Origin of the sequence: Yersinia aleksiciae (assembly GCF_001047675.1) — a bacterium.
Lineage (GTDB): Bacteria > Pseudomonadota > Gammaproteobacteria > Enterobacterales > Enterobacteriaceae > Yersinia > Yersinia aleksiciae.
In genome coordinates this window covers 1742931-1766177 of the sequence record NZ_CP011975.1, presented here as the reverse complement: position 1 = coordinate 1766177, position 23247 = coordinate 1742931, and the positions used below count along the sequence as shown (strand labels likewise).

The following is a 23247-nucleotide window of genomic DNA, read 5'->3' as shown; positions in this document are numbered from 1 at the left end:
TTAGGTCGTACAAAGGGTCATTAGGTGATGGGTTCGGTTGATATGAGATTGTCGCCCACCCAACCCTTGATGCTTCAACCGGTTAAGGGTGTGTGGGTGCACACCCTTAGCAATCTTGCGCCTTGCGCGAAATATTGTGGCTGCGCCATTCCCTCGAGTCGCCGCTAGCCTCATCGAGCCAACGCGATGGGCATCTCTGCCCAAGCGCGCTTTTCACCGCCGTTCGTGGTGGCTCACTCGGGCCATCGTCTTTGTCGGCAAAATCTCTGACTGCGCTCAACGTCGAAAGATAAACTCGTCACATGCTGCAAGCACATGCGCTCTAGCGAAGCTAACACCGCTGTAGCGCCAAGGACGCAAGATAATTAGTAGTAAGAGTGCTCGCCGCGCTGATGCTCGGTCAAATCCCTCACGCCCTTCAATTCTGGGAATTTCTGCAACAGTTCTTTCTCAATGCCCTCTTTCAGGGTGACATCAACCATAGAACATCCGTTACAGCCGCCACCAAATTGCAGGATAGCCAAGGCATCTGGTGTGATTTCCATCAAGGTGACACGACCGCCGTGACCAGCCAATTGCGGGTTAATCTGCGATTGCAGTACATACTCGACCCGCTCCATCAGCGGCGCATTGTCGTCCACTTTGCGCATTTTGGCATTCGGGGCTTTCAGGGTGAGCTGCGAACCTAGCTGGTCGGTGACAAAGTCGATTTCCGCGTCTTCCAGATAGGGCTTGCTCAGCTCATCAATATAGGCTGATATCTGCTCGAATTTCAGTTCAGTATCTGTTGCTTCAACCGCATCCGGTGGACAGTAGGAGACACCGCATTCAGCGGTTGGCGTACCGGGGTTGATAACAAATACGCGGATTTGGGTGCCTTCTTCTTGATTTGCCAACAGTTTGGCAAAATGAGATTGTGCTGCGTCTGTTATTGTGATCATGGCATCTGCTCAATAGTTGACTACTCTTGTCGGCTATAATACGCCCATTGTTAGGGTGACTACAAGGTTCGGCAAATACACCAAACCTGTAATGAGGCAATCCCCTCAGCCCATAATAGCTTGGCAATCTCATTCAGCGTACTGCCAGTGGTGACAACATCATCCAGCAGGGCAATATGTTGACCCCGAATCGGCTCCATACAGCGAAATATTCCCTGCATATTTTTACGCCGCGCCGTGGCGTTGAGTTGCCGCTGGGGAGGCGTCGCGCCAATGCGCTGTAAGGTCATATTGCTATAGTGGCAGTTAAGCCAGCGAGCCAATGGCTGGGCTAACAGATCCGTTTGGTTATAGCCGCGTCGCCAGTGACGCCCGCGGTGGAGCGGTACACTGATAACTCTTTCTGGCTTGATGACCTTGCCCTGACGCCAGGCATCAAGCCAGCGCAGTAATAATAAGCGTGCTAATGCCGGGGCCAGTTGGGTGGATCCATTAAATTTGAGTTTTTTTATCAGCCCATTCAATGGGGGGGCATAATCACTGACAAAAGTGAGGCTTCCCCAGTCTGGTGGTTCACGCAGGCAGCGGCCACAGGGGAGATCAGGGCTGGAGCTGGGCAAACCACAACGTGGGCAGCAGGGCGGTAACCTGGGCAGATGGCGGCGGCAGTAGCAGCAGATACCGTGCCATGGGTGGTATAGCATTTGTTGGCATAGCCAGCATTGGCTGATGAGGGTTAGCATGCATATCTCCTTGGGGATCTATCTTCTTCGTCCTTGAAGTCGCAGGGGGCACTGCTCTATTTTCGTTAAGCCATTGAGTCAGGCAAGATGCCTGACAGGATTAAGGCGACAGGATATTAACGTATGAAACAACTTTATTGGAACATCTGCGGTGAAGGCGATCGCGATCTTGTGCTGTTGCACGGATGGGGGCTGAATGCAGAGGTGTGGCATTGCATCATTGATCGACTCTCCCCGCATTTTCGGCTGCACTTAGTAGACCTTCCCGGTTATGGGCGCAGCAAAGATTTTGGTGCGATGTCATTGTCTGATATGGCTGCCATCGTTTTGCAGCAAGCGCCTGAACAGGCGTTGTGGCTGGGTTGGTCGATGGGCGGGTTGGTTGCCAGCCAGATAGCCTTGAGTCATCCAGAGCGCGTCAATGGGTTGATCACCGTCTCTTCCTCACCCTGTTTTACTGCCCATGACGAGTGGCCGGGTATCCGACCGGAAGTGCTGGCAGGCTTCGAGCAGCAACTTAGCGAGGATTTCCAACGTACGGTTGAGCGCTTTTTGGCGTTGCAAACGTTGGGCACTGAAAGTGCGCGGCAGGATGCCCGCTTATTGAAAGCGGTGGTGCTGCAACACCAGATGCCGGAGGTAGAGGTGCTGACCGGCGGGTTGGAGATTTTGCGTAATGAGGATTTGCGCGAAGCGCTGGCGGCATGCGATCTACCATTTTTGCGTATTTATGGTTATCTGGATGGGTTGGTGCCGCGCAAAGTGGCGTCGTTATTAGATAGCGCATGGCCGCACACGCAATCAGTGGTGATGAAAGGGGCCGCCCACGCGCCGTTTGTTTCTCATCCTGATGATTTTTCGAATTTAATTTTGGATTTCGCACAACAAAACAGGCGCTAACACGGCGAATATCCCCTCGGCTCACCATGGGATCCTAGCCTCGCGCATTCTGAATATGCAGATGAATTTAATTTGTCATTAAATGGCTAAATATCAAATTTGTTTAATAATTAAGTCTGCTTTACTGGTATTACCCATTCATTGACGAGGTATTTGGTATGAATTTATTGAAAAATTTGGCTGTGGCTCTGGTGGTGACGGGTATCTCTTTTGGCGCAATGGCGGCGAAAGAGATCACTAAAGATGAAGCGAAGAATTACGAAAAAATCGGCACGATCTCAAGTTCTGGCGAAGCAACATCGCCAATGGACGTGAAAGAAGAATTATCAAAATTAGCTGATGAGAAGGGCGGTAAGTATTACGTGATCACCGCCGAGCGTGAGAAGAAGAAGTTTGATGCCACTGCTGACGTCTATAAATAGTCAATATAAGGGATGCCCGTCTGGGCATCCTGAGCTTGCTGACAAACCTCATTTATCGCTCGGTGACTGGCGGGGCGACTGCACCGATGGGCGCTCCGACGGCTTACGCCGTGACGACCCATTCGGCACATTTCCCCGCGAATCAACTTTATCATCAGTCTGGGCATCCTTTACCGATATTCTTTACCGAGATTACGGCTGCCCTTTTAACTGATAAATCACGGTATGACATTGATTCTGCCCCTCAGGGCAACTTTTGCAACTGCCCGTCAGGCACCCGCTGTTATCTTGCTCAATGCGTTCAATCTTGCCCATCGCCGCCAATCTTTCCAGCATCGCCTCAACCAGCGGCAAAGGTGCTGCCAATTGCTGGCTGAGTTGATGTGCGTCCGCGCTGCCACTGAGGGCGATTGCATCGCGTAATTGCAGTAAGCTTGCCATGGCATCTCCTCTTTTAGCCAAAATAGCCGTGAATGGCGATCATCAATTAATGGCAGTCGCTGCCTGAGCTTTGGCAACAACTGGCCGGGGTGCTGCTTTGTAATCTCATGGTGACCCGACTGCGCGCACGGCGTAAGCCAAAGAGTATCAGCGTATTAATCACAATCACTACTGCAATGATGCTCAGGCTTTGCTGTGGATGCTCGTGGAAGGTGGCTGCCTGATAGAACAGGGTCGCCAGTGAGTAAGCCACATTTAGCCCCCACAGTATCGAGAACGTCATCCAGCCACGGCTGGTTTCGCGCGCAATAGCCCCCATTACTGAGACGCAAGGCACATAGAGCAGCACAAATATCAGGTAGCTGTAGGCGGCAATGCTGGAGCCGAATTTGCTGCTCATCATGCCCATTGAGCCGGCAGCCATTTCGCCATCCCCTTTGCTGGCTTCAATCGGGTTGGCTAACACACTGAGACTAAAAGTGTCTTTTAACCCCTGCCACGTGGTTTGCGCCGCACCAGTCAGTTCTGCCAACAGGTTGAAGTTCTTTGCATCAAACGGCTGATTCTTGATCTGCTCAGCGGTGTAAAGGGTGTTGAGTGTTCCCACCACCACCTCTTTCGCCATGGCACCTGTCACCAATCCGACGGTGGCCTGCCAGTTATCGCTATGAACCCCCATTGGCGTCAGCATGGGCGTTAGCACTTTACTGACCGAGGCCAGCGCCGAGTCATTGATGCTATCCACCGCTTTGCCGCTGAAGGAGAAGCTATTCAGACCACCAATGAAGATACTGGCGATAACAATGACTTTCCCCGCTCGCAGTACAAAGCCTTTCAGCCGTTGCCAGGTTTGCAGTAATAAGCTTTTCAGATGGGGAACATGATAAACCGGCAGCTCCATCACAAAGGGAGAGGCTTCACCGCGCATGATGGTGTATTTCAGCACCAGCCCGGTGAGGATGGCGACCAGGATACCCAGCAGATAGAGAGAGAACACGATGCTGGCCCCGTCTTGCCCGAAGAAGGCCGCCGCGAAGACGGCAAAAATCGCCAGCCGCGCCCCGCAGGACATAAAGGGTGCCATCATGATGGTGATTAGGCGCTCGCGTTGTGCATCCAGTGTGCGTGCGCCCATGATGGAGGGCACGTTGCAGCCGAAGCCGACAATCAGCGGCACGAAGGATTTACCCGGTAAACCCAGCGCTTGCATTAAGCGGTCCATCACAAAGGCGGCGCGGGCCATATAGCCGGAGTCTTCCAGAAATGAGAGAAACAGGTACATCATGCCAATTTGCGGCACTAATGGCAGCACGGTATTAATCCCGCCCCCCACTCCTTGAGCGAGGAAGATGGTGAGCCACTGCGGGAAATGTAGGGTATAGCCGACCCATTGCAGCCCCTGAATAAAGATAGCCGCAGAGCCGATATCAAATATCGGCTGCAATGCCCCACCAATATTGATAGCCAATACGAACATTAAATACATCACAAACAGGAATATCGGGACACCCAACCAGCGGTTAAGGATCACCTTATCCAGTGCTTGTGTCAGGCGGTTGGGCTCCGCCTGCTGCGAGTTGCCGACGATATCGCAAATACGGGCAATGCTTTGATAGCGGGCATCGGCGATCACCAGTTCTGGGTCTTCGTGCTGGCTCTCTCGCAGATGATTACGCGCCAGCTCCACCATAGCGGGTGCAATATTCGCGCGGGCCAAACTGTAGATGTCGCCTTCCAGTATTTGCAGCGCGAGCCAGCGGCGCTGTTGCTCGGGCCAGGATTCCGGCATGGCCTGTACCAGCTTATCCACCTCGCCGAGTAGCACTGGCGGATAGTTAACCAATGCCTTGAAGGTGGCAGGTTGAAATTCATCAATACTGTTTTTTAATTCATTGATGCCATGCCCACGGGTAGATACCAGTGGAATGACCGGACAACCTAATTGCTGCGATAACGCATTGATATCAATCTCGATATTCTGACTTTTGGCGATATCCAGCATATTGAGTGCCACGATGCAGGGGATGCCTAACTCGACCAGTTGTAGTGTGAGATAGAGATTGCGTTCCAGATTCGCCGCGTCAATCACGTTAATCAGTAGGTCAGCTTCGCCACTCAGAATGTAGTGACAGGCAATTTGCTCATCCAGCGAGGTTTGCTCTGAGATGGTCGTCAGGGAGTAAGTCCCCGGCAGGTCAACCAAGGTCACCTGATGCTGCGCAGTGGTGAAGTGGCCCTCTTTGCGCTCGACAGTGACCCCCGCCCAGTTACCCACCCGCTGACGAGCGCCAGTTAACTGGTTAAAAAGCGTGGTTTTACCCGCGTTGGGGTTGCCGATCAGACCGATTGTGAGTGCTTTCATGATCCAACGTGATATCAGTAAATTAAAATTAAGCTGCACCCAGGCATTTTCACCGGCCACAAGGCAGAAAAAATCGGCAGCGAACCTGAGGTCTAGGGCTGTAGATCCAGTGTGAGCAGGTCTAAATCTTTTTTGCGTACCACCAGACTGACCCGACGGGTTTCTATCTGAATAGGATCACCTAAGGGTGCGAGACGAACAACATTAAATGAGGAACCGGGTAACATACCCAGTGATAACAGTTTTTGCCGATAAGCTGGGCTGATTTCAGGTGAGAAGCCCACGATTTTGTAGGAACGCTTCGGGATAAGATGCATAGGAGCCTCTTGAAATATCGTTATTGGCGTACCGGAGTTCAGAATAATGACATTCTAAAAACGAATGGATAAAATAATGATAGTAATAATCGTTTTCATATTCAACTAAAGCCAAATACTGAACAGTAAATATTCGTTACGCTTCTATTTTTAAAATTAATTAGTTTGATTTCTATTTGTGCTTGTTTTACCACCAAATCGACGTGATCGCAAATGCGAATGATGAGTTAAATCAGTTAACTAAATGTATCCAACACGTACCAGATGTACTGTGATACGCCGATCAGTAACATAATCGATGCACTCTGAATTGAATCAAATAACATTCACATTTTAATGAATTGGTAGCATGCCATCGTAATTATTTATAAATTAATGGTAATTTCTTTTAGATTAATCACTATTGTTAAATAGATTGTTAAATTGGTTTTATTTCTACCGCACACCGAATTGTTCGATATAAGCATAATATTGATTTGTTATTTTTTGTGTCGACGGCAATGCGATGCGGTGATGAAGGTATCGCCGTCATTAATATCTGTGCAGCAAGACCAAAATAATGAAACGTTGAGAATAGCATGGGCAAAAAATAACCCCCAATATCAGATGAGTATCCAATATTGGGGGTTAAGTGAATCAGCCGGACAAAAAGCTAGCGCTTTTTAAACGCTGCCGCCAGTGCATCACTCATGGCGCTGTTACCGCTTGAGCTACTCTCGGCGCGCCCTTTTGCCGGTGGGCGATTATTTGAGTCATTACTGTTGCGTGGGCGGCTGGCACCACGATTATCATTATTGGTGGTGGCGCGGTTTTCACCACCACTACCACGGCGCGAGCCGCTTTCACCCGGCTGCTCATCAAGGCGCATGGTCAGGGCAATACGCTTGCGCTGTAAATCCACTTCCATGACTTTCACTTTGACGATATCACCGGCTTTCACCACTTTATGCGGGTCATCGACAAACTTATCCGCCAGTGACGAGATGTGCACCAAACCATCCTGATGAACGCCGATATCCACAAAGGCACCAAAGTTGGTCACGTTAGTGACTGAGCCTTCGAGGATCATTCCTGGCGTCAGATCATTCATCGTTTCAACGCCTTCGGCAAAGGTCGCCGTTTTGAACTCAGGACGCGGATCACGGCCCGGTTTTTCCAGCTCGCGCAGGATATCCGTGACCGTCGGAACACCAAAACGCTCGGTGGTGAAATCACGTGCGTTGAGATTGCGCAGTGCCGCAGCATTGCCCATTAACTCCTGCAAAGCTTGCTCAGTGGCGGCCAAAATGCGCTCGACCACTGGATAAGCTTCCGGATGCACGGTAGAGGCATCCAGCGGGTTATCGCCGTGATTGATACGTAAGAAGCCCGCACACTGCTCAAAGGCTTTTGGCCCAAGGCGGCTGACTTTTAGTAATTGCTCACGGTTATGGAAGCGGCCATTCTCATCACGCCAGTTAACAATGTTTTGCGCCATCATGCGGGTCAAACCGGCAACGCGGGTCAGCAACGGCACCGATGCGGTGTTGAGGTCCACGCCGACGGCATTTACGCAGTCTTCCACCACCACGTCCAGCTTTTTCGCCAGTTGGCTTTGGCTGACATCATGCTGATACTGGCCGACCCCGATGGATTTTGGATCAATTTTGACCAGTTCGGCCAGTGGGTCTTGTAAGCGGCGGGCAATCGAAACGGCACCACGGATAGAGACATCTAGATCCGGGAATTCCAGCGCAGCTAATTCAGAAGCAGAATAAACGGATGCCCCCGCTTCGCTGACAATCACTTTTTGTGCCGTGACTGCCGGATACTGCTGTTGCAGCTCAGTAAAGAAGCGCTCGGTTTCCCGCGATGCGGTGCCGTTACCAATGGCCACCAGTTCAACCTGATGTTTGATGCACAGGGCGGCGACAGTGGCGGCGGCTTTGGCTGCCTGCCCTGTGTGAGGGTAGATAGTGTCATAGGCGACCAGCTTGCCGGTGTTATCCACCACGGCCACTTTCACCCCAGTACGCAGCCCTGGATCGAGGCCCATGGTGGCGCGCATCCCAGCCGGTGCGGCCATCAGCAGATCTTGCATGTTGCGGGCAAACACGTTGATGGCTTCGTCTTCGGCCCGCTCGCGCAGGGTGCTCATCAATTCGGTTTCCAGATGCATCAGCACCTTGATACGCCATGTCCAGTTAACTACCGCTTTGCGCCAGGTGTCGGCGGGGGCGTTATTTAATCGCAGGTCCAGATGGTTGATGATGATCTGCTCGCCCTGACTCTCGCGAGGGGGTTCATCAAACTGTGGATCTGGGTTTAACGCCAGTTGCAACACCCCTTCATTACGGCCACGGAACATCGCCAATGCGCGGTGAGACGGCACTTGGGAGATCGGCTCATGGTGGTCAAAGTAGTCACGGAATTTAGCGCCTTCCTGCTCTTTACCTTCCACCACTTTCGAAACCAGATGCGCGTTCTTCCACAAATATTGGCGCACTTTCGCCAGCAAAGTGGCATCTTCAGCAAAGCGCTCCATCAGGATATAGCGTGCGCCATCCAGTGCGGCTTTGGTGTCCGCGACGCCTTTATCGGCATCGACATAGGTCAGTGCCACCTGTTCTGGATCTTGTTGCGGGTCACTCCATAAGCTGTCCGCTAATGGCTCCAGACCGGCCTCAATGGCAATCTGCCCACGGGTGCGGCGCTTCGGCTTATAAGGCAGATAGAGATCTTCCAGCTCGGTTTTACTCATGGTGCCCTTGATGGCACCGGCGAGCTGTTCGGTCAGTTTGCCCTGATCGTCGATGGATTTAAGAATGGTTTGGCGGCGATCTTCGAGTTCACGCAGATAACCCAAACGGCTTTCCAACTGGCGCAACTGGGTATCATCCAACCCGCCGGTAACTTCCTTACGATACCGCGCAATAAAGGGCACGGTATTACCTTCATCTAACAGGCTGATGGCGGAGCTAACTTGCTCCGGTCGGGCCTGTATTTCGCTTGCAATAATGCGGCTCAGTTGTTCATTCATAAGTCTAATGTCAGTTCTGATAGAGGAGTAGGGGAAAATCATAGAGGACAGTTATACGGATTGCGGCAAAAAATTGCCAGTGCTGCGGTAATACCTGCGAGCCAGAGAAAGTATTGCTGTATATCTCCACTTTGCAGCAGGAAAGCAAACCCCCACATTCCTAGCATGCTGCCGAAAGAATCACCGAGTGTTGCTGAGAGTGAGGCCAAACCAAAATAGGTAGCGAAACTGCCAGGGCTGGCAAATGCGGCATTGCTTGCATCGGCGCTGGGCATAAAGACCATACGGGCAAGGGCGAAAACGGCACCTGCCAAGAGAAGCAATACCATGCCTTGAGCGAGATAAATCAGGAAAAAAGAGAGGGAAAATAGCAGCAGAACCACGGCAGGGTAATAAGGCTGAATGTGCTGATTAATATAGAGACTGACCCAGTGCTGCAACACCATGATGCATAGCGCTTCCACGGTAAAAAATAGGGTCAGATGATTTTCGCCCCCCAGCGTTTCGCGGATATAGAGCGGTATGGTGGAATAGAGCTGGGCATGTAACATCCACAATAGGCTGTTGATAAGCAGAAAGCGGCAATAACGTCGCTGCTTAAAGGGCATCAGCCAATCGGCGAGCGTGGGTCGTGGTGTTGGGGCGTTTGTGTTCTCAGGCCCCGATATATATGCCAGACAATAGATCAGGAGCAATAAATAGAACCCGCCTATTATCCAATAGAGCCCTTGGGGCAAATGGCGCAGTATTTCAAAACCGATGAACGGTGCCACTAATGCGGTGCCATTCATCAAAATATAGATAAAAGAGTAATCCGCCGGGGTGGTCACGCGGCGTAATTGAGTCTGTTTTTGGTTGGCAATAAATGACTGAATGAGCAGGACAACCGAGGCTGTACCCACCCCAGCAATACACAAACACCAAGGGGCGAATTTGCCCATGATACTGTTCGGTGATGCCAATAAAAATCCACCAGCGGAAATGCTCAGGGCAAAAATCAAGCCGGAGCGAAAAGTCCGGCGATCAAACCACGGCCCCAACGCCACTTTGGACAACCGCGAAACGAAAATATACCCAAACATAATGGCGCTAACAGTCGTAACAGGAAAATTCAAATAATCATGGAGATAAGTGGATAACGTCGTCATCAGCACGTAATAAGCCAAGGATGAGCCGATAAAAACAATCACCATTGGCTGCATCGATTTCGGGCGTTTCCATAAAGGCATCAATGAGTGACCTAAGCAGACCGACGGCTACGGTGGCCTTGACCCAGTGGCTGATGCAAATAAATATCTAATAGGTGACACTGCCAGAGATAAAGTGCTTCAGTAAAGCGATAGGCGAGCCTCAGCGCTTCCCCAACGATGGCTATCGGCAAGGCACCATAGCAGGCGGAGAATAGGCTTAATGAATTAAGGTGATCATACTCTTCATCGGTTTCGGCATGTTTTATCAGCGGGGCAACAACGTTGTCAGGCAAAGCATGTTGGGCCGCTACATGGCGATAAAACTGGCGAGTCTCTTCAACTCGCTGCGCCGTTTTCTCCAAAACGGCCACGCAACTCTTATAGACAAATGGGTGTTGTTTAGCCGCCATCTGTAAGAACAGGCAAATACCTTGGGTGCTGGGCAGTGGCAGTAAGTTTTCCTCCAATGGGGGTAATTGATGAGCATGGCGAAAACGGGTGGCGCTGATTTTAAATAGGTAAGGGTGATCCCACTCTTCAGCTAAATGAGTTATACACTTATTAATCAGCAATGGCTCATTTGTGTGGGCTATTACGGCTCCCAGATGTTGGATCACACTGTGGGTATGGTGATAATTCTCTATGGCCCAAGCGTAAAGGGTATTAAGGTTGCCGGGATAATCCGGATTATTCATTCTTTGCCAAAATGGATCACAGTACAAGGCATCAGCCCAAAGATGCAGCTCTCCGTTAAGGGCGTCAGCAGCCAGACTGGCATCAATGTAGTCGGCATCGGGTGGAAAAGGGTAGAGCATCCTATTTTTGTCCAGAAACGCCATAAAATCGTTGCTGAACTCCTCGCCACAATCCGCCTCTTTCAGTGCCTGCTCGGGATCTCTGTGTGTCATAAGCTGAGCGATAAAATAGGCACTGATATCGGTATGAACCAACTCGACAACCTGTAGCCTTGAGGTCAGGCGCAGCCTGTGTTCCTGAAGAGACTCAATGATAATCGAATTTTTCAACATCATGATTTCCTCCTGTTGTTACTCGGTTGGATGTTGCCTGGATTACACGCCGTGTAGCCAATCCATTTTTAGGTGAGGGAACGGCAATGCTTTATTGACATAAAAAATGCTTATTCCCCGATAAAACAAGTGAAATTGATCCCCTAAAGCGGCCAGGTTAATCAAACTTGCCTCTAAGTCCCGTTGTAAATGAACGCCCATAATTTGGGTGCAGGCTTTGCCATAACTGCCGCTATAGGGGTAGCCATAGTCGTGGGTCACAGGAATGCTGGCGAAAGATATTTCGTTACTGGTCGCCTCGGCGACCCATAAAGTGAGCTGTTTGTTCACTTCCGGATGAATAGACAGAAGCTCGAAAAATTGCGCCATGGTGTTAAGCGAATCTATATCGCCCGGTGATCCAAAAAGGCCCAAGGCGTAAGAGAATGCCAGCGGGTCTTTTACTGCCATGTTTTCCAGCGCCAGTTGAAACATCTGAGTGGAGGTTAATGGCTCAAGATCAGTGATGGGGATGTGCGTCAGTTTCTGGCAGATGAAATCCCAGTATTTATGCATGTGGTGCGAATGGAATGCGTGGCGGATAAACAACTCCTGTAACTGTTTATCCTCCGTCTCTGCCGCACATCGTGCGAGGGTTTTGTCCAATCCGTACAGCAAATGGCACATTTCAACCATCAGTTTGCAGTTGTGCGGCGTTAATCCGTAGTATTCACTGAGTTTGTCTCCCTCCAACCAGCCACGTAATAACTGAAGGGTAGCAGTAAGATGTTCGTCTATCTCATCGGGTTGGGCAATATCCCAAGCTTCTTTAGTCAGAGATAGATCATGTGGAGATATCAGTGGGATAGCAGGGGCGATTGCAGTGGTTTCCATACATAGACCTCGAACAGTAGGTGTTAGCCGTCAACTCCTGACGACTGATGTTGATGAGATGTTTTTTGTGGGGTGTTGTGGTTGACTGAATAGGGCGAGTCTGACTGCCGATAGTGCTGATAAATATCGTCATTCCATATCTCAAACCATTCAGCCAACCTATGGCAGCTTGAGAATATCGAGGCCACGGTGGATGCTGGCAGCATCGGATAGTCCTCCAGCAGCTGTGCGAAAATATCGATATGTCCGAACTCTTTATCGACCATCAGGTGGTGAACCAACTCATCGGTGAATGTCTGGGGCAAGTTGTGCCGTTGGCCGACGGTTTGGTAAAAATCCACCACGGTGCGCCCATTATCCGTGGTCGCCTCCAGTAGTGCCTCGCATGCGTTATATACCAGTGTCCCTAGTGGGGCGACGCTGCGCATAAAGAGTGTGATATTCAATGTACTTGCCAGTGGGCGGCTTTGATTGAGGCTCTCTTCACTGACTCCCGTGGATTGGCAGGCGGTCATAAACAGCCGATAGTGATCCCACTCTTCGCTGAGATGGCGGAGCTGTATTTGCCGCTCCTTTGCCGTATTGGCGTATTGGACTGCGAGGGGCATATGTGCCATCACGCTACGGGTATAGTGCATATTCTCCTGTGCCCAACCAATCATTATTGATGCGGGTTCATTGCCCTCATACAGGCCTTGCCATATCATCGGCTGGTCGTACATCTGGTGAACCCAGATGGGTAGCCAGCGGTTAAACTCCTGTAGGAATAAAGACGTTGGGATGGCGTGGTAATCCGGTAAACACCAAATAAACCCCGCTTCTTCCAGAGAGTTGAGAGTGTTATTCAATGTGGAGATATCGAGAGAAAGGGTTGTGGCGATTTGTTCTGTCGTGTGTTTGCCATCACAGCATTCAAGCAGGCGATTGAAACGATCCCATTCACCAAGGTCGGCAATGGTCAGCAGAACCCCTGCGCGTGAAGCCGTGTGGGTTGATAGTGTTATATGGGGTAACAATAAGGGTTTAGAACCTTCCATAGGAGCACGTTCTCCATTCCGTAAAACGTTATATGGGCCGAGGTATATATAACCTCCCCAGATGCACCAGGGAGGCCTCGGTCATTATTGGTCAGCGGCTGGGCGAGGGATGTCTTGCGCTGGCAATTTGGTTTCAAGAATAATTATTTCCATTTTTATACTCTCCATAATGTGAGTTAACTTACTAATAGTATTGCGTTTACTTAATGTTCACGAGTGCTTAACCACTCATTTCTTTTTTTAAAACTCAAGGTGTATAAAGTCAAGATGGCCCGTTTTAAATAAGAGAAACTATCGCGTCCGATGAGTGAAGTGCTCATGAGGGGCAACACATTGGCGAGTGAGGAAATCAACTTATTGATAGAAAGTTGCGTTATATTGCGGTAGCAGGGAACCCAACCGATATTGATTGGATAATTTTATGGCTAAAAGCAACTATATTACCCGTGAAGGCTGGCAGGCGCTGGATCGTGAGCTGCATTATCTGTGGCGGGAAGAGCGCCCAGTGGTCACGCAGGCAGTATCTGAAGCAGCAGCGATGGGTGATCGTTCGGAAAATGCCGAATATATTTATGGTAAGAAGCGGTTGCGGGAAATTGATCGCCGGGTGCGCTTTCTTGCCAAGCGCCTTGAGGTGCTGAAAGTGGTCGATCCGGACCCACGTCAGGAAGGCAAAGTCTTTTTTGGGGCTTGGGTGCGGGTAGAAAATGAAGCTGAAGAACAGCGGATCTTCCGTTTGGTCGGGCCGGATGAGTTCGATCCCGCGAAAAAATGGATTTCTATCGATTCACCGGTGGCTCGCGCTTTGATTGGCAAACAGGTGGATGATGAGGTGACGGTTCAAACACCCAATGGTGAGGCGACCTACTGGATTTTAGAGATTCGCTATCACCCATTCGACGAAAGTGTTGATAATTAGGCACAACAATAAGCTTTGTAACAATTTCGACTAGAATGTATACCATTAATCGCTGTCTGTTATACCCGTCATACCTCAAGCTGCATATGCGTTGGCTGCCTTCGTTCACCCCAGTCACTTACTGATGTAAGCTCCTGGGGATTTGCTCAGTTGCCGCCTTCCTGCAACTCGAATTATTTAGGGTATGGAGTAAGTATTTCTAACAATGTTCAGATTCGGGCAATACGGCCTTTGGGAGTAATAAAATGCAAGAGAATCACAAGATTCTGGTCGTTGATGACGATATGCGCCTGCGTGCGCTGTTGGAACGTTACCTAACAGAGCAAGGTTTCCAGGTGCGCAGTGTCGCCAATGCTGAACAGATGGATCGCTTGCTGACCCGTGAGTCTTTCCACCTCATGGTGCTTGATCTGATGCTGCCGGGTGAAGATGGCCTGTCTATCTGCCGCCGTCTGCGTAGCCAAAGCAACCCGATGCCGATCATTATGGTGACGGCGAAAGGTGAAGAAGTTGACCGTATCGTTGGGCTGGAAATTGGTGCTGACGACTATATTCCGAAGCCATTCAACCCACGTGAGCTGCTGGCGCGTATCCGTGCGGTCTTGCGCCGTCAAGCCAATGAATTACCGGGCGCACCGTCGCAAGAAGAGGCGATTATTGCGTTTGGTAAGTTCAAGCTGAATTTGGGTACCCGCGAGATGTTCCGCGAGGATGAGCCTATGCCACTGACCAGTGGTGAATTCGCTGTGCTGAAAGCCTTGGTGAGTCACCCACGCGAGCCGTTATCCCGCGATAAACTGATGAATTTGGCCCGTGGTCGTGAATACAGCGCGATGGAACGTTCTATCGACGTACAGATTTCGCGCTTACGTCGTATGGTGGAAGAAGATCCGGCGCACCCGCGTTATATCCAAACCGTGTGGGGCTTAGGTTACGTATTCGTCCCGGACGGCAGTAAAGCATGAGGCGATGGCGCTTTTCTCCCCGTAGCTCATTTGCCCGCACCTTATTACTGATTGTGACCTTGCTGTTTGTCAGCTTGGTCACCACTTATTTGGTGGTGCTAAATTTCGCTATTTTGCCCAGTTTGCAGCAGTTCAATAAAGTGTTGGCCTATGAAGTTCGTATGCTGATGACGGATCGGTTGCAACTGGAAGATGGCACGCTACTTGAAGTCCCGCCAGCATTTCGGCGTGAGATTTACCGTGAATTGGGGATTTCGCTTTATACCAATGCAGCGGCAGAGGAAAGTGGCCTACGTTGGGCGCAGCACTACAAATTTCTCAGTGATCAAATGGCCCAGCAATTGGGTGGGCCTACTGATGTTCGGGTCGAAGTTAACAAAAACTCGCCAGTTGTCTGGCTGAAAACTTGGTTGTCACCGGATATCTGGGTGAGAGTGCCACTCACCGAGATCCATCAAGGCGATTTCTCGCCACTATTTCGTTATACCCTCGCGATTATGTTGCTGGCCGTTGGTGGGGCCTGGCTGTTTATCCGTATTCAGAATCGACCCTTAGTGGAGTTGGAGCACGCGGCTTTACAGGTCGGGAAGGGGATTATTCCGCCACCACTGCGGGAGTATGGTGCCTCGGAGGTGCGCTCGGTCACTCGGGCATTTAACCAGATGGCTGCTGGCGTGAAGTTGTTGGCGGATGACCGAACTTTGCTGATGGCCGGGGTGAGCCATGATTTGCGCACGCCGTTGACGCGTATCCGTCTGGCGACCGAAATGATGAGCGAAGCCGATGGCTATCTCTCTGAGTCGATCAATAAAGATATCGAAGAGTGCAATGCCATTATCGAGCAATTCATCGATTATCTGCGCACTGGGCAGGAGATGCCGACAGAACCGAGTGATCTTAATTCGGTATTGGGTGAAGTGATTGCGGCGGAAAGCGGTTATGAGCGGGTCATTGAAACGGATCTCTGCGAAGGCGAAGTGCTGGTGGATATCCATCCGCTATCGATCAAACGCGCCTTGGCGAATATGGTGGTGAACGCGGCTCGCTACGGTAATGGCTGGATAAAAGTGAGCAGCGGCACCGAGCTACAGCGGGCGTGGTTCCAGGTAGAAGATGATGGTCCTGGCATCAAGCCAGAAGAGTTAAAGCATCTGTTCCAGCCTTTCGTCCGTGGCGATAGCGCCCGTAGCACCAGCGGTACAGGACTGGGGCTGGCGATTGTGCAGCGGATTATTGATGCCCACGCCGGTTCGTTAGATATCGGTACCAGTGAACGAGGTGGGTTACGGATTCGGGCGTATATTCCATTGCCGTTGGATGTGAAGTCTAAGTTACCGGTGGTGGTTTAGGTTTCCTCTGGTTATCTGGTTATCAAGAACTTGCTTACCCCCCCATCCACTAAAAACCAGACCAGATCTATTCTTGATTTGCGAGAAACAAAAAGGGGCACCAATGTGCCCCCTCGATCTTCTGTACTCAAATAACCTAATCTAAATCAGATCTTCGGCCCTGCACTCACCAACGCGGCCCCGGCTGGGGTATCGGTATACTTATCAAAGTTGGTGGTAAAGCGTCTTGCCAAATCTTCCGCTTTATCCTGCCATTGTGCGACATCTGCGTATGTGTCACGCGGGTCGAGAATCGCTGGGTCTACACCCGGTAATGCCATTGGCACTGCCAGATCGAAGATGGGTAAAGTGAAGGTTTCTGCCTTATCGATTTCGCCGTTCAGGATGGCATCAATGATGGCGCGGGTATCCTTGATGGAAATACGTTTGCCAGTCCCATTCCAGCCAGTGTTGACCAGATAGGCTTGTGCGCCCACAGCCTGCATGCGTTTAACCAGCACTTCAGCGTATTGCGTTGGATGCAGCGACAAGAAGGCTGCGCCAAAACAGGCGGAGAAGGTTGGGGTCGGCTCGGTGACTCCGCGCTCAGTACCGGCCAGTTTAGCGGTAAAGCCAGACAGGAAGTGATACTGGGTTTGATTTGCGGTCAGACGTGATACCGGCGGCAACACGCCGAAGGCATCGGCCGTCAGGAAAATGACCTTGGTCGCATGACCCGCTTTGGAAACCGGCTTAACGATGTTTTCGATGTGATAGATCGGGTAAGAAACACGGGTGTTTTCAGTTTTGGAGCTGTCATTGAAATCAACCGTCCCATCTGGCAGCACAACCACGTTTTCCAGCAAAGCATCACGTCTAATGGCATGATAAATATCGGGTTCAGCTTCTTCGGATAACTTGATGGTTTTCGCGTAGCAGCCACCTTCAAAGTTAAAGACGCCGTCATCATCCCAGCCGTGCTCGTCATCGCCGATCAACTTACGTTTCGGGTCAGTAGACAGCGTGGTTTTACCGGTGCCGGACAGGCCGAAGAAGATGGCGACATCGCCTTTTTCACCGACGTTGGCCGAGCAGTGCATAGAAGCAATGCCCTTCAGCGGTAGCAGGTAGTTCATCATCGAGAACATACCTTTTTTCATTTCGCCGCCGTACCATGTGCCGCCAATCAGCTGCATACGTTCCGTCAGGTTAAAGGCAACAAAGTTCTCGGAATTCAGGCCCTGCTCTTTCCAGTTCGGGTTAGTGCATTTAGCGCCATTCATGACGATAAAGTCAGGCTCGAAATCGGCCAGCTCTTCATCTGTTGGGCGGATAAACATGTTTTTGACGAAATGCGCCTGCCAAGCCACTTCAGTGACAAAGCGAACTCGCAAGCGACTGTCGGCATTAGCACCGCAGAAGGTATCCACAACAAACAGACGTTTACCTGACAACTGCTCGGTGACCAGCCCTTTCAGGTGGCTCCAAGTCTCTTGGTTCAGCGGCTTGTTATCGTTTTTACCTTTGCCCTGATCAGCCCACCACACGGTATCCTGTGTAATTGCATCGCGGACAATATATTTATCTTTTGGCGAGCGACCGGTAAAGATGCCGGTATCGACCGCTATTGCTCCTGTGGTGGTGAGGGTTCCGCGCTCGTATCCTTCAAGCGTGGGTTTGGTCTCTTCCTGGAACAGTAAATCATAGCTTGGGTTGTAAACAATCTCGCTGACGTTATGGATGCCATAGGCGGCGAGCTCCTGCGGGGTAATTCCTTTAACACTCATGTCATAACTCCTGGATCGTCAATTTTCTACCCGCGATTGTAAATCCTCATCCCTGATTAACAGCGATAGCGTTCAAATATTTCAACATATGACCTATTTTTCGCTAGGTTATGAGAGATAGAACACGGATTGTCGCAAGTATGAAACGGCAGAAGCGCTGGGCACGAGTCAGCACCCAGCTAAATATTACTAGAATTAATGAATTTGTTCAGAAGACGCGCTATTGCCATTCTTGATTGAGGCGATATCTACCGCATCAAACAGGTAGTGACTGCCGCAATACTCGCAATGCATATCAATATTACCGTCTTGCGCCAGCATTTCGTCGATATCATCTTCGGACAACGTGACTAATGCATCGGCGCAACGCTCGCGCGAGCAGGTACAGCGAAAGCTCACGTTTTGTGGCTCATAGAGCGTCACTTCTTCTTGATGGTATAAACGATACAGCACCTCATTGGCCGGCAGGGTGAATAACTCTTCGGCTTTGATGGTGGTGGTCAGTTGTGCCAGATGATCAAACTCATCTTCATTGCGCTCTTGCGCCGGCATCACTTGCAGCAGCATACCACCCGCGGCCGCTTTACCTTCCACTTCGCCGGTACGGATAAACAGGCGAGTTGGGAGCTGCTCAGATTGCATAAAGTAACTTTCGAGGCAGGCACCGATGGTTTCGCCCTCCAATGCCACCACGCCCTGATAGCGCTCACCTTTTGCTGGCGTAATGGTGATCACCAGATAGCCATTACCGACCATCTCCTTTAGCGTGCTTTCATCGTTGATTTCACCTTTGAAACGGGCCACACCACGCATCTCTTGCTGGTTATTGCCGTTAATCACCGCCAGTGTCAGGGGGCCATCGGTGCTCTGCAATTGCACGGTGATATCACCATCAAATTTCAGGGTCGCGGTCAGCAAGCTGGTGGCGACCAACATTTCACCCAGCAGTTTTTTTACCGCAGGAGGGTAATCGTGATTGGCTAATACCTGCTGGTAGGTTTCATTCACTGAAACCAGCTCACCGCGCACAGCATGGTTAGCAAATAGATAGCGGTGCAATTGGTCGTGATTAGACATAGGTTTCTCTCATTCTGCTTGCCACTACTCTGGCTCGCCTTGTTTAAATTTGATTAGGTTGCGACGCTCTTTTTTATCCGGCCGCCGATCAGGGTGTGGCATGGTCAGAGCATTCAGTTTACGCGCTTGCGCCACTTTCTCGCGGTTGACGATACTGGCCTCAGTCTCTTCATACATTGTCTGTGCCTCACTGGCACCTCGGCGCTGGCCCTGTAACGCCAATACCCGCACCCTGCGCTCGTCATTGCCCTGACGCAGACGAATTTCAGCATTGACTTCAACTAGCTTGCTGGGTTTCCCGCGCTGACCGTTGTAGTGGACTTTGCCACCATCCACCATTTCACGGGCGATGGCTCTGGTTTTATAAAACCGGGCCGCCCACAGCCATTTATCCAGCCGAACCGATTCGTCAGCGGCTGTCTTATCCTTCATGAAGACTCCTGCCATTAGGCTGATTGATTCTTTGCACCACTATTGTTCATCACGCAACTATTGTTCATCACGCAACTATTGTTCATCACGCAACTATTGTTCATCACGCCACTTTATTCAGACCGTAAATGCAATGCGGGCAATAGTTTACGATAGTCATTGATTGCCGGATGGCTGTGAAAAATTTTGTCAGCACAGCTAGAGTCTGGGTTCTCTATCCCCAAACAGTAGCGAATACCAAAGGTACGCGCGGCATCCAAAATGGCTTCACTGTCATCAACAAATAGGGTTCTGGCCGGATTCAGTCCGGTGTGCTGCGCGACAGCTTGCCACAGTCGTTGATCTTCTTTCGGATATCCAAATGTATGGGTGGAAAGTAATAAATCAAGGTGCTGATCCAGTGCGGTGTGCTCAATTTTTACCGCGAGGCTGTGTGGGTGGGCGTTGGTGAGCAAAATTGTTTGCAAACCTCGTTCACGCAAGCTGGATAAAAACGGCTCAGTATCCTGGCGCAAGCGGACGCGGCTACCTGCCTCGGTGGTCATGGCGTAAATATCCAAATCCAGCCGTTCACTCCAGTAATCGAAGCAATACCAATTTAAGGTGTGCTGCACAGCGAGATATTCGTCGTGAATAATTTTGTGCGCTGACTCAAGCGGAATTCCCCGACGTTGGCTGAGTGTCTCCGGCACCTGTTTTAGCCAGAAATGGCTATCGAACTCCAAATCCAGCAGGGTGCCATCCATGTCGAGCAGCACGGTATCAATTTCTTGCCAATTAAGTTCAGGGGGCATAGCGACTCCACAATCACAGTAGTGGTGATAAATTATACGCGCAATAGACGAAAAAGGGCTAACGCAGGAAAGGGGGCGGGGTGAGGGTTTGGTTAAAGCAGCTATCATAATAGCGCTGAATATTATCCATGCGGCTACGATTTTTCAGTATCCGCTGAATTAATAGGGTGGTATTCACCACTAAGCAGACAATCAGTGCCAGCAGTAGCAGGCTGGTGCCCAAATAGCGGCTGAGCGTCATAATATCCGGCTCGCTATGTAGCGCAATATGCCGAGTGCCATTCGCGTCGACCGTGATATTGGTAATGATGCCTTCGGCCTTAAACGGAGTATTGAGCAGTAGTCCAGAGAGCCGCTGCAACTCCCGCCACTGTTCCAGCGCGCTGTAATCAAACAGTGGCACGGCAGGTGCTGGGTGATTCACTAACTGCTTACCTTCATCGCTGGTGATCAGGAAGCCACCCGGCGGCGGGCTGTTTAATGCTTCTGTTGCCAAATGTGTTTCACGGTAAACAAAGGATGAAGTAGCGGTTTTAACCAGATTTTCCAGAGTATCGGCACTGACTGGGCGTAACAGCACATTCATGCCCTTTAAGGTGCCAGACTGCGCACGTTTGACCAGCCCCGACCAATTCTTGGCATTGCCCAAATTCACCAAGGCATTCTTTAGGCGAATACAATCGCTATCTGCGCCACATAATGCCTGCGTTTTTAAGACGATATCCGCAAAATCATCCAGCAAAATCATGCCGGATTTTTCAATCGCTGTCGCCAACTGTGGGTTGACGTTGGCATCACTGCCCTGTGGGTGTAACTGCTGATTGACCGTCGCCATCAGCGACGCGGCTTTTTCAATCGTGTCAGACTCAGGGAGTGGCAGGGGAGCCGCGTTATTCCAATAGATGCCGGAGCAGTCAAATGGCGTAAACACAAAGCTGTGTGGGTTTTGTGTATTCGGCGGGACATAACACATCCCTGTCCCCTGAGCCTTCAACATATCGCCGATGCGCAGTGGCATTTTTTCCAAGGCTTCGACACTGGTTACCTGCTGACTTTGCGCGCCTTGCAACCAAGCAACACTTAATTTTAGCGGCAAGCCGAGGGGAACATAGATCAACAATAAGGTCATCACCAGCAGGGAACCCGCAATCAGCGTCAGGTTTTTCCCCCAGCGCTGCAATGGGAAATGTGTCATCTCATCATGCAGGGATAAAAAACGCCCTTGGCGGATAACTTGACGATTGAGGTAGATATCAATATTGGTTTTTTTGCCCAAGTCATGAGCAAAATATGGCCCCCAATGGGCAGGGTAGATCAGGTCAACAACCCCGAGCGAGATATTGCTCATCTGCCCCTGATTTGATTCACCAAAAAGCCCCCAGCGCTTTGGCGTACCACTCAAACAATGGACTTCCCGCAGATCTTTTTCAGACAGTGGGCGGAACATATTCCAGCATGCCCAGCCGGTTAATGTCGCGGCGACAATCACCAGCCAAGGGAGAGTGACCGCCGGGCCGATCAGCGCGAAAAACAGCAAGAGCAACGCCAGACAAATGGCGATGGCCTCTTTTAAGTCATTTGCGCCATGTAGGGCATACTCTTCTGCTGTTTCCTTGCGGATACTCAGCAGCTCAATGTGTTCGCTATCTGCTTTGCGAATCGAAGCATTTTGCGTGGTGGACGGCAATATAGGCTGATAGGTGCTCTCCGGCTGATGGTTTTTCAGCGTATGACCATTGAGGGAGATGACCAAAGGAATGCTCTGGGTTTGGATAAGTTCGACGTCATTATCCTGAGTGATGTACTGCTCCCACGACGAGGGCAGATGGACTTCAATCGAATCAAGGTAATAGCGCCATCTATTGGGTTCATCACTCGCCACGCCGTAGCGGGTAATAGCGCGGGTAACCGAATACACCTTTTCGCTTTGGGGCGTTAGAATGAGTTTGACTGGCGCAAGATCGCGGTTGGTCAGGGTGTTGGGATCAAAAGTTGACAGGGTTTTGAAGCCAGGATTTTCGTGCTGGCTGAGCAGATAATTCTCAATATTTACCCGCTCTTCCGGCGTCAGTATGCGGTGGGTGGGTTTCGCGAATGGCAGTGTTGCAGCTACGCGAGAGCTACGGCGGAATTTAAACCACCACAGCAAGCCTACTGTGATCAGACTGGTCAACAGCAAGGCCAATATTAAAACTATTGTGCTCATCCCATCCCCATCCGAGCGCCCCTGACTTACGTCAACTCTATGAAAGAATGCATATAATGCGTAAATACAGTGCAGAGGCCGATCGCAGAGTTATTCAGTGAACTAGCTATTTCGATCGCTATTATTCATTAAAATAACTAATACAGTGCTCTTAAACTGCCCGTAGACTGATAAGGATAGCAAGGTTAAAACATCGGTAATATCAGCATAATCCTATTTTCAAACACAATTTTTACCGTGCATTGAGTGGGGATAGGGCGAGAGATTTCACCGATTGAATCTTGACTAAACTGGTCGTCATGTTAAAAACAGGTAAATTATATCTAACTGACATTGCGATAAAGGTTCTCATTAACGCACAATGTGATCAAGTTCTAATAAATTTCATTACAAAGTATCAGGTTAATCCCGATGGGCAAAAAATGGCTGATTAATTAACCATAATAAGACCCGATTATCCCAGTGC

General features: G+C 50.3%; 20 protein-coding genes. 5 read left to right on the top strand and 15 right to left on the bottom strand.

Annotated elements, in window-relative coordinates:
- Window positions 1-365: 365 nt before the first annotated feature.
- Together nfuA and gntX are read right to left on the bottom strand one after the other, a co-directional pair.
- Entirely contained in the window at window positions 366-941 is a 576-nt protein-coding gene (nfuA, locus tag ACZ76_RS08175; RefSeq protein WP_048618354.1) for a Fe-S biogenesis protein NfuA, read from the bottom strand.
- A 59-nt stretch (window positions 942-1000) separates the two neighbouring features.
- Complete coding sequence (gene gntX / locus ACZ76_RS08170; protein WP_048618353.1) at window positions 1001-1684, bottom strand: DNA utilization protein GntX; 684 nt, start codon at window positions 1682-1684, stop codon at window positions 1001-1003.
- Between the two features lie 123 nt (window positions 1685-1807).
- Between gntX and bioH the strand changes: the two genes are divergently transcribed.
- Together bioH and ACZ76_RS08160 are read left to right on the top strand one after the other, a co-directional pair.
- Window positions 1808-2584 (top strand): pimeloyl-ACP methyl ester esterase BioH, encoded by a 777-nt coding sequence (gene bioH, locus ACZ76_RS08165; RefSeq protein ID WP_048618351.1) that lies wholly within the window; start codon window positions 1808-1810, stop codon window positions 2582-2584.
- Between the two features lie 158 nt (window positions 2585-2742).
- A complete protein-coding gene (locus tag ACZ76_RS08160; protein WP_048618350.1) occupies window positions 2743-3006 on the top strand; it encodes a YdgH/BhsA/McbA-like domain containing protein in 264 nt (87 codons plus the stop codon).
- A gap of 192 nt (window positions 3007-3198) precedes the next feature.
- Here ACZ76_RS08160 and ACZ76_RS08155 read toward each other — a convergent pair whose 3' ends face one another.
- From ACZ76_RS08155 to ACZ76_RS08120, 8 genes are all read right to left on the bottom strand, one after another.
- Window positions 3199-3447: a FeoC-like transcriptional regulator gene (locus ACZ76_RS08155; protein WP_048618348.1), complete on the bottom strand. Its 249-nt coding sequence runs from the start codon at window positions 3445-3447 to the stop codon at window positions 3199-3201.
- Between the two features lie 46 nt (window positions 3448-3493).
- Window positions 3494-5809: a Fe(2+) transporter permease subunit FeoB gene (gene feoB / locus ACZ76_RS08150; RefSeq protein ID WP_048620239.1), complete on the bottom strand. Its 2316-nt coding sequence runs from the start codon at window positions 5807-5809 to the stop codon at window positions 3494-3496.
- A gap of 92 nt (window positions 5810-5901) precedes the next feature.
- Window positions 5902-6126: a ferrous iron transporter A gene (feoA, locus tag ACZ76_RS08145; RefSeq protein WP_048618346.1), complete on the bottom strand. Its 225-nt coding sequence runs from the start codon at window positions 6124-6126 to the stop codon at window positions 5902-5904.
- Between the two features lie 652 nt (window positions 6127-6778).
- Window positions 6779-9145: a Tex family protein gene (locus ACZ76_RS08140; protein ID WP_048618345.1), complete on the bottom strand. Its 2367-nt coding sequence runs from the start codon at window positions 9143-9145 to the stop codon at window positions 6779-6781.
- Between the two features lie 38 nt (window positions 9146-9183).
- On the bottom strand, window positions 9184-10374 hold the full coding sequence (locus ACZ76_RS19075; protein ID WP_235428213.1) for an MFS transporter: 1191 nt from the start codon (window positions 10372-10374) through the stop codon (window positions 9184-9186).
- An 11-nt stretch (window positions 10375-10385) separates the two neighbouring features.
- A complete protein-coding gene (locus tag ACZ76_RS19070) occupies window positions 10386-11366 on the bottom strand; it encodes a hypothetical protein (protein WP_048618342.1) in 981 nt (326 codons plus the stop codon).
- A 39-nt stretch (window positions 11367-11405) separates the two neighbouring features.
- Window positions 11406-12236 (bottom strand): hypothetical protein, encoded by an 831-nt coding sequence (locus tag ACZ76_RS08125; RefSeq protein ID WP_048618340.1) that lies wholly within the window; start codon window positions 12234-12236, stop codon window positions 11406-11408.
- Between the two features lie 23 nt (window positions 12237-12259).
- Window positions 12260-13273, bottom strand: a complete 1014-nt coding sequence (locus tag ACZ76_RS08120; RefSeq protein ID WP_048618335.1) for a MarR family transcriptional regulator — start codon at window positions 13271-13273, stop codon at window positions 12260-12262.
- Between the two features lie 421 nt (window positions 13274-13694).
- Between ACZ76_RS08120 and greB the strand changes: the two genes are divergently transcribed.
- The 3 genes from greB to envZ all read left to right on the top strand — a co-directional run bounded on the left by greB (window position 13695) and on the right by envZ (window position 16506).
- On the top strand, window positions 13695-14192 hold the full coding sequence (gene greB, locus ACZ76_RS08115; protein ID WP_048618334.1) for a transcription elongation factor GreB: 498 nt from the start codon (window positions 13695-13697) through the stop codon (window positions 14190-14192).
- A gap of 245 nt (window positions 14193-14437) precedes the next feature.
- Window positions 14438-15157: an osmolarity response regulator transcription factor OmpR gene (gene ompR, locus ACZ76_RS08110; RefSeq protein ID WP_004393220.1), complete on the top strand. Its 720-nt coding sequence runs from the start codon at window positions 14438-14440 to the stop codon at window positions 15155-15157.
- Complete coding sequence (gene envZ / locus ACZ76_RS08105; RefSeq protein WP_048618333.1) at window positions 15154-16506, top strand: two-component system sensor histidine kinase EnvZ; 1353 nt, start codon at window positions 15154-15156, stop codon at window positions 16504-16506. Before ompR ends, envZ begins: the two co-directional genes overlap by 4 nt.
- A gap of 146 nt (window positions 16507-16652) precedes the next feature.
- On the opposite strand, the gene pckA is transcribed toward envZ, so the two are convergent.
- The 5 genes from pckA to ACZ76_RS08080 all read right to left on the bottom strand — a co-directional run bounded on the left by pckA (window position 16653) and on the right by ACZ76_RS08080 (window position 22781).
- A complete protein-coding gene (gene pckA / locus ACZ76_RS08100) occupies window positions 16653-18272 on the bottom strand; it encodes a phosphoenolpyruvate carboxykinase (ATP) (RefSeq protein ID WP_048618332.1) in 1620 nt (539 codons plus the stop codon).
- Between the two features lie 195 nt (window positions 18273-18467).
- On the bottom strand, window positions 18468-19349 hold the full coding sequence (gene hslO / locus ACZ76_RS08095; protein WP_048618330.1) for an Hsp33 family molecular chaperone HslO: 882 nt from the start codon (window positions 19347-19349) through the stop codon (window positions 18468-18470).
- 24 nt (window positions 19350-19373) lie between these two features.
- Window positions 19374-19781, bottom strand: coding sequence for a ribosome-associated heat shock protein Hsp15 (hslR, locus tag ACZ76_RS08090; protein ID WP_048618328.1), 408 nt, complete (start codon window positions 19779-19781; stop codon window positions 19374-19376).
- A gap of 113 nt (window positions 19782-19894) precedes the next feature.
- On the bottom strand, window positions 19895-20575 hold the full coding sequence (gene yrfG, locus ACZ76_RS08085; RefSeq protein WP_048618326.1) for a GMP/IMP nucleotidase: 681 nt from the start codon (window positions 20573-20575) through the stop codon (window positions 19895-19897).
- Window positions 20576-20633: 58 nt separating this feature from the next.
- Window positions 20634-22781, bottom strand: coding sequence for an intracellular growth attenuator family protein (locus tag ACZ76_RS08080; protein ID WP_048618324.1), 2148 nt, complete (start codon window positions 22779-22781; stop codon window positions 20634-20636).
- Window positions 22782-23247 lie beyond the last annotated feature (466 nt).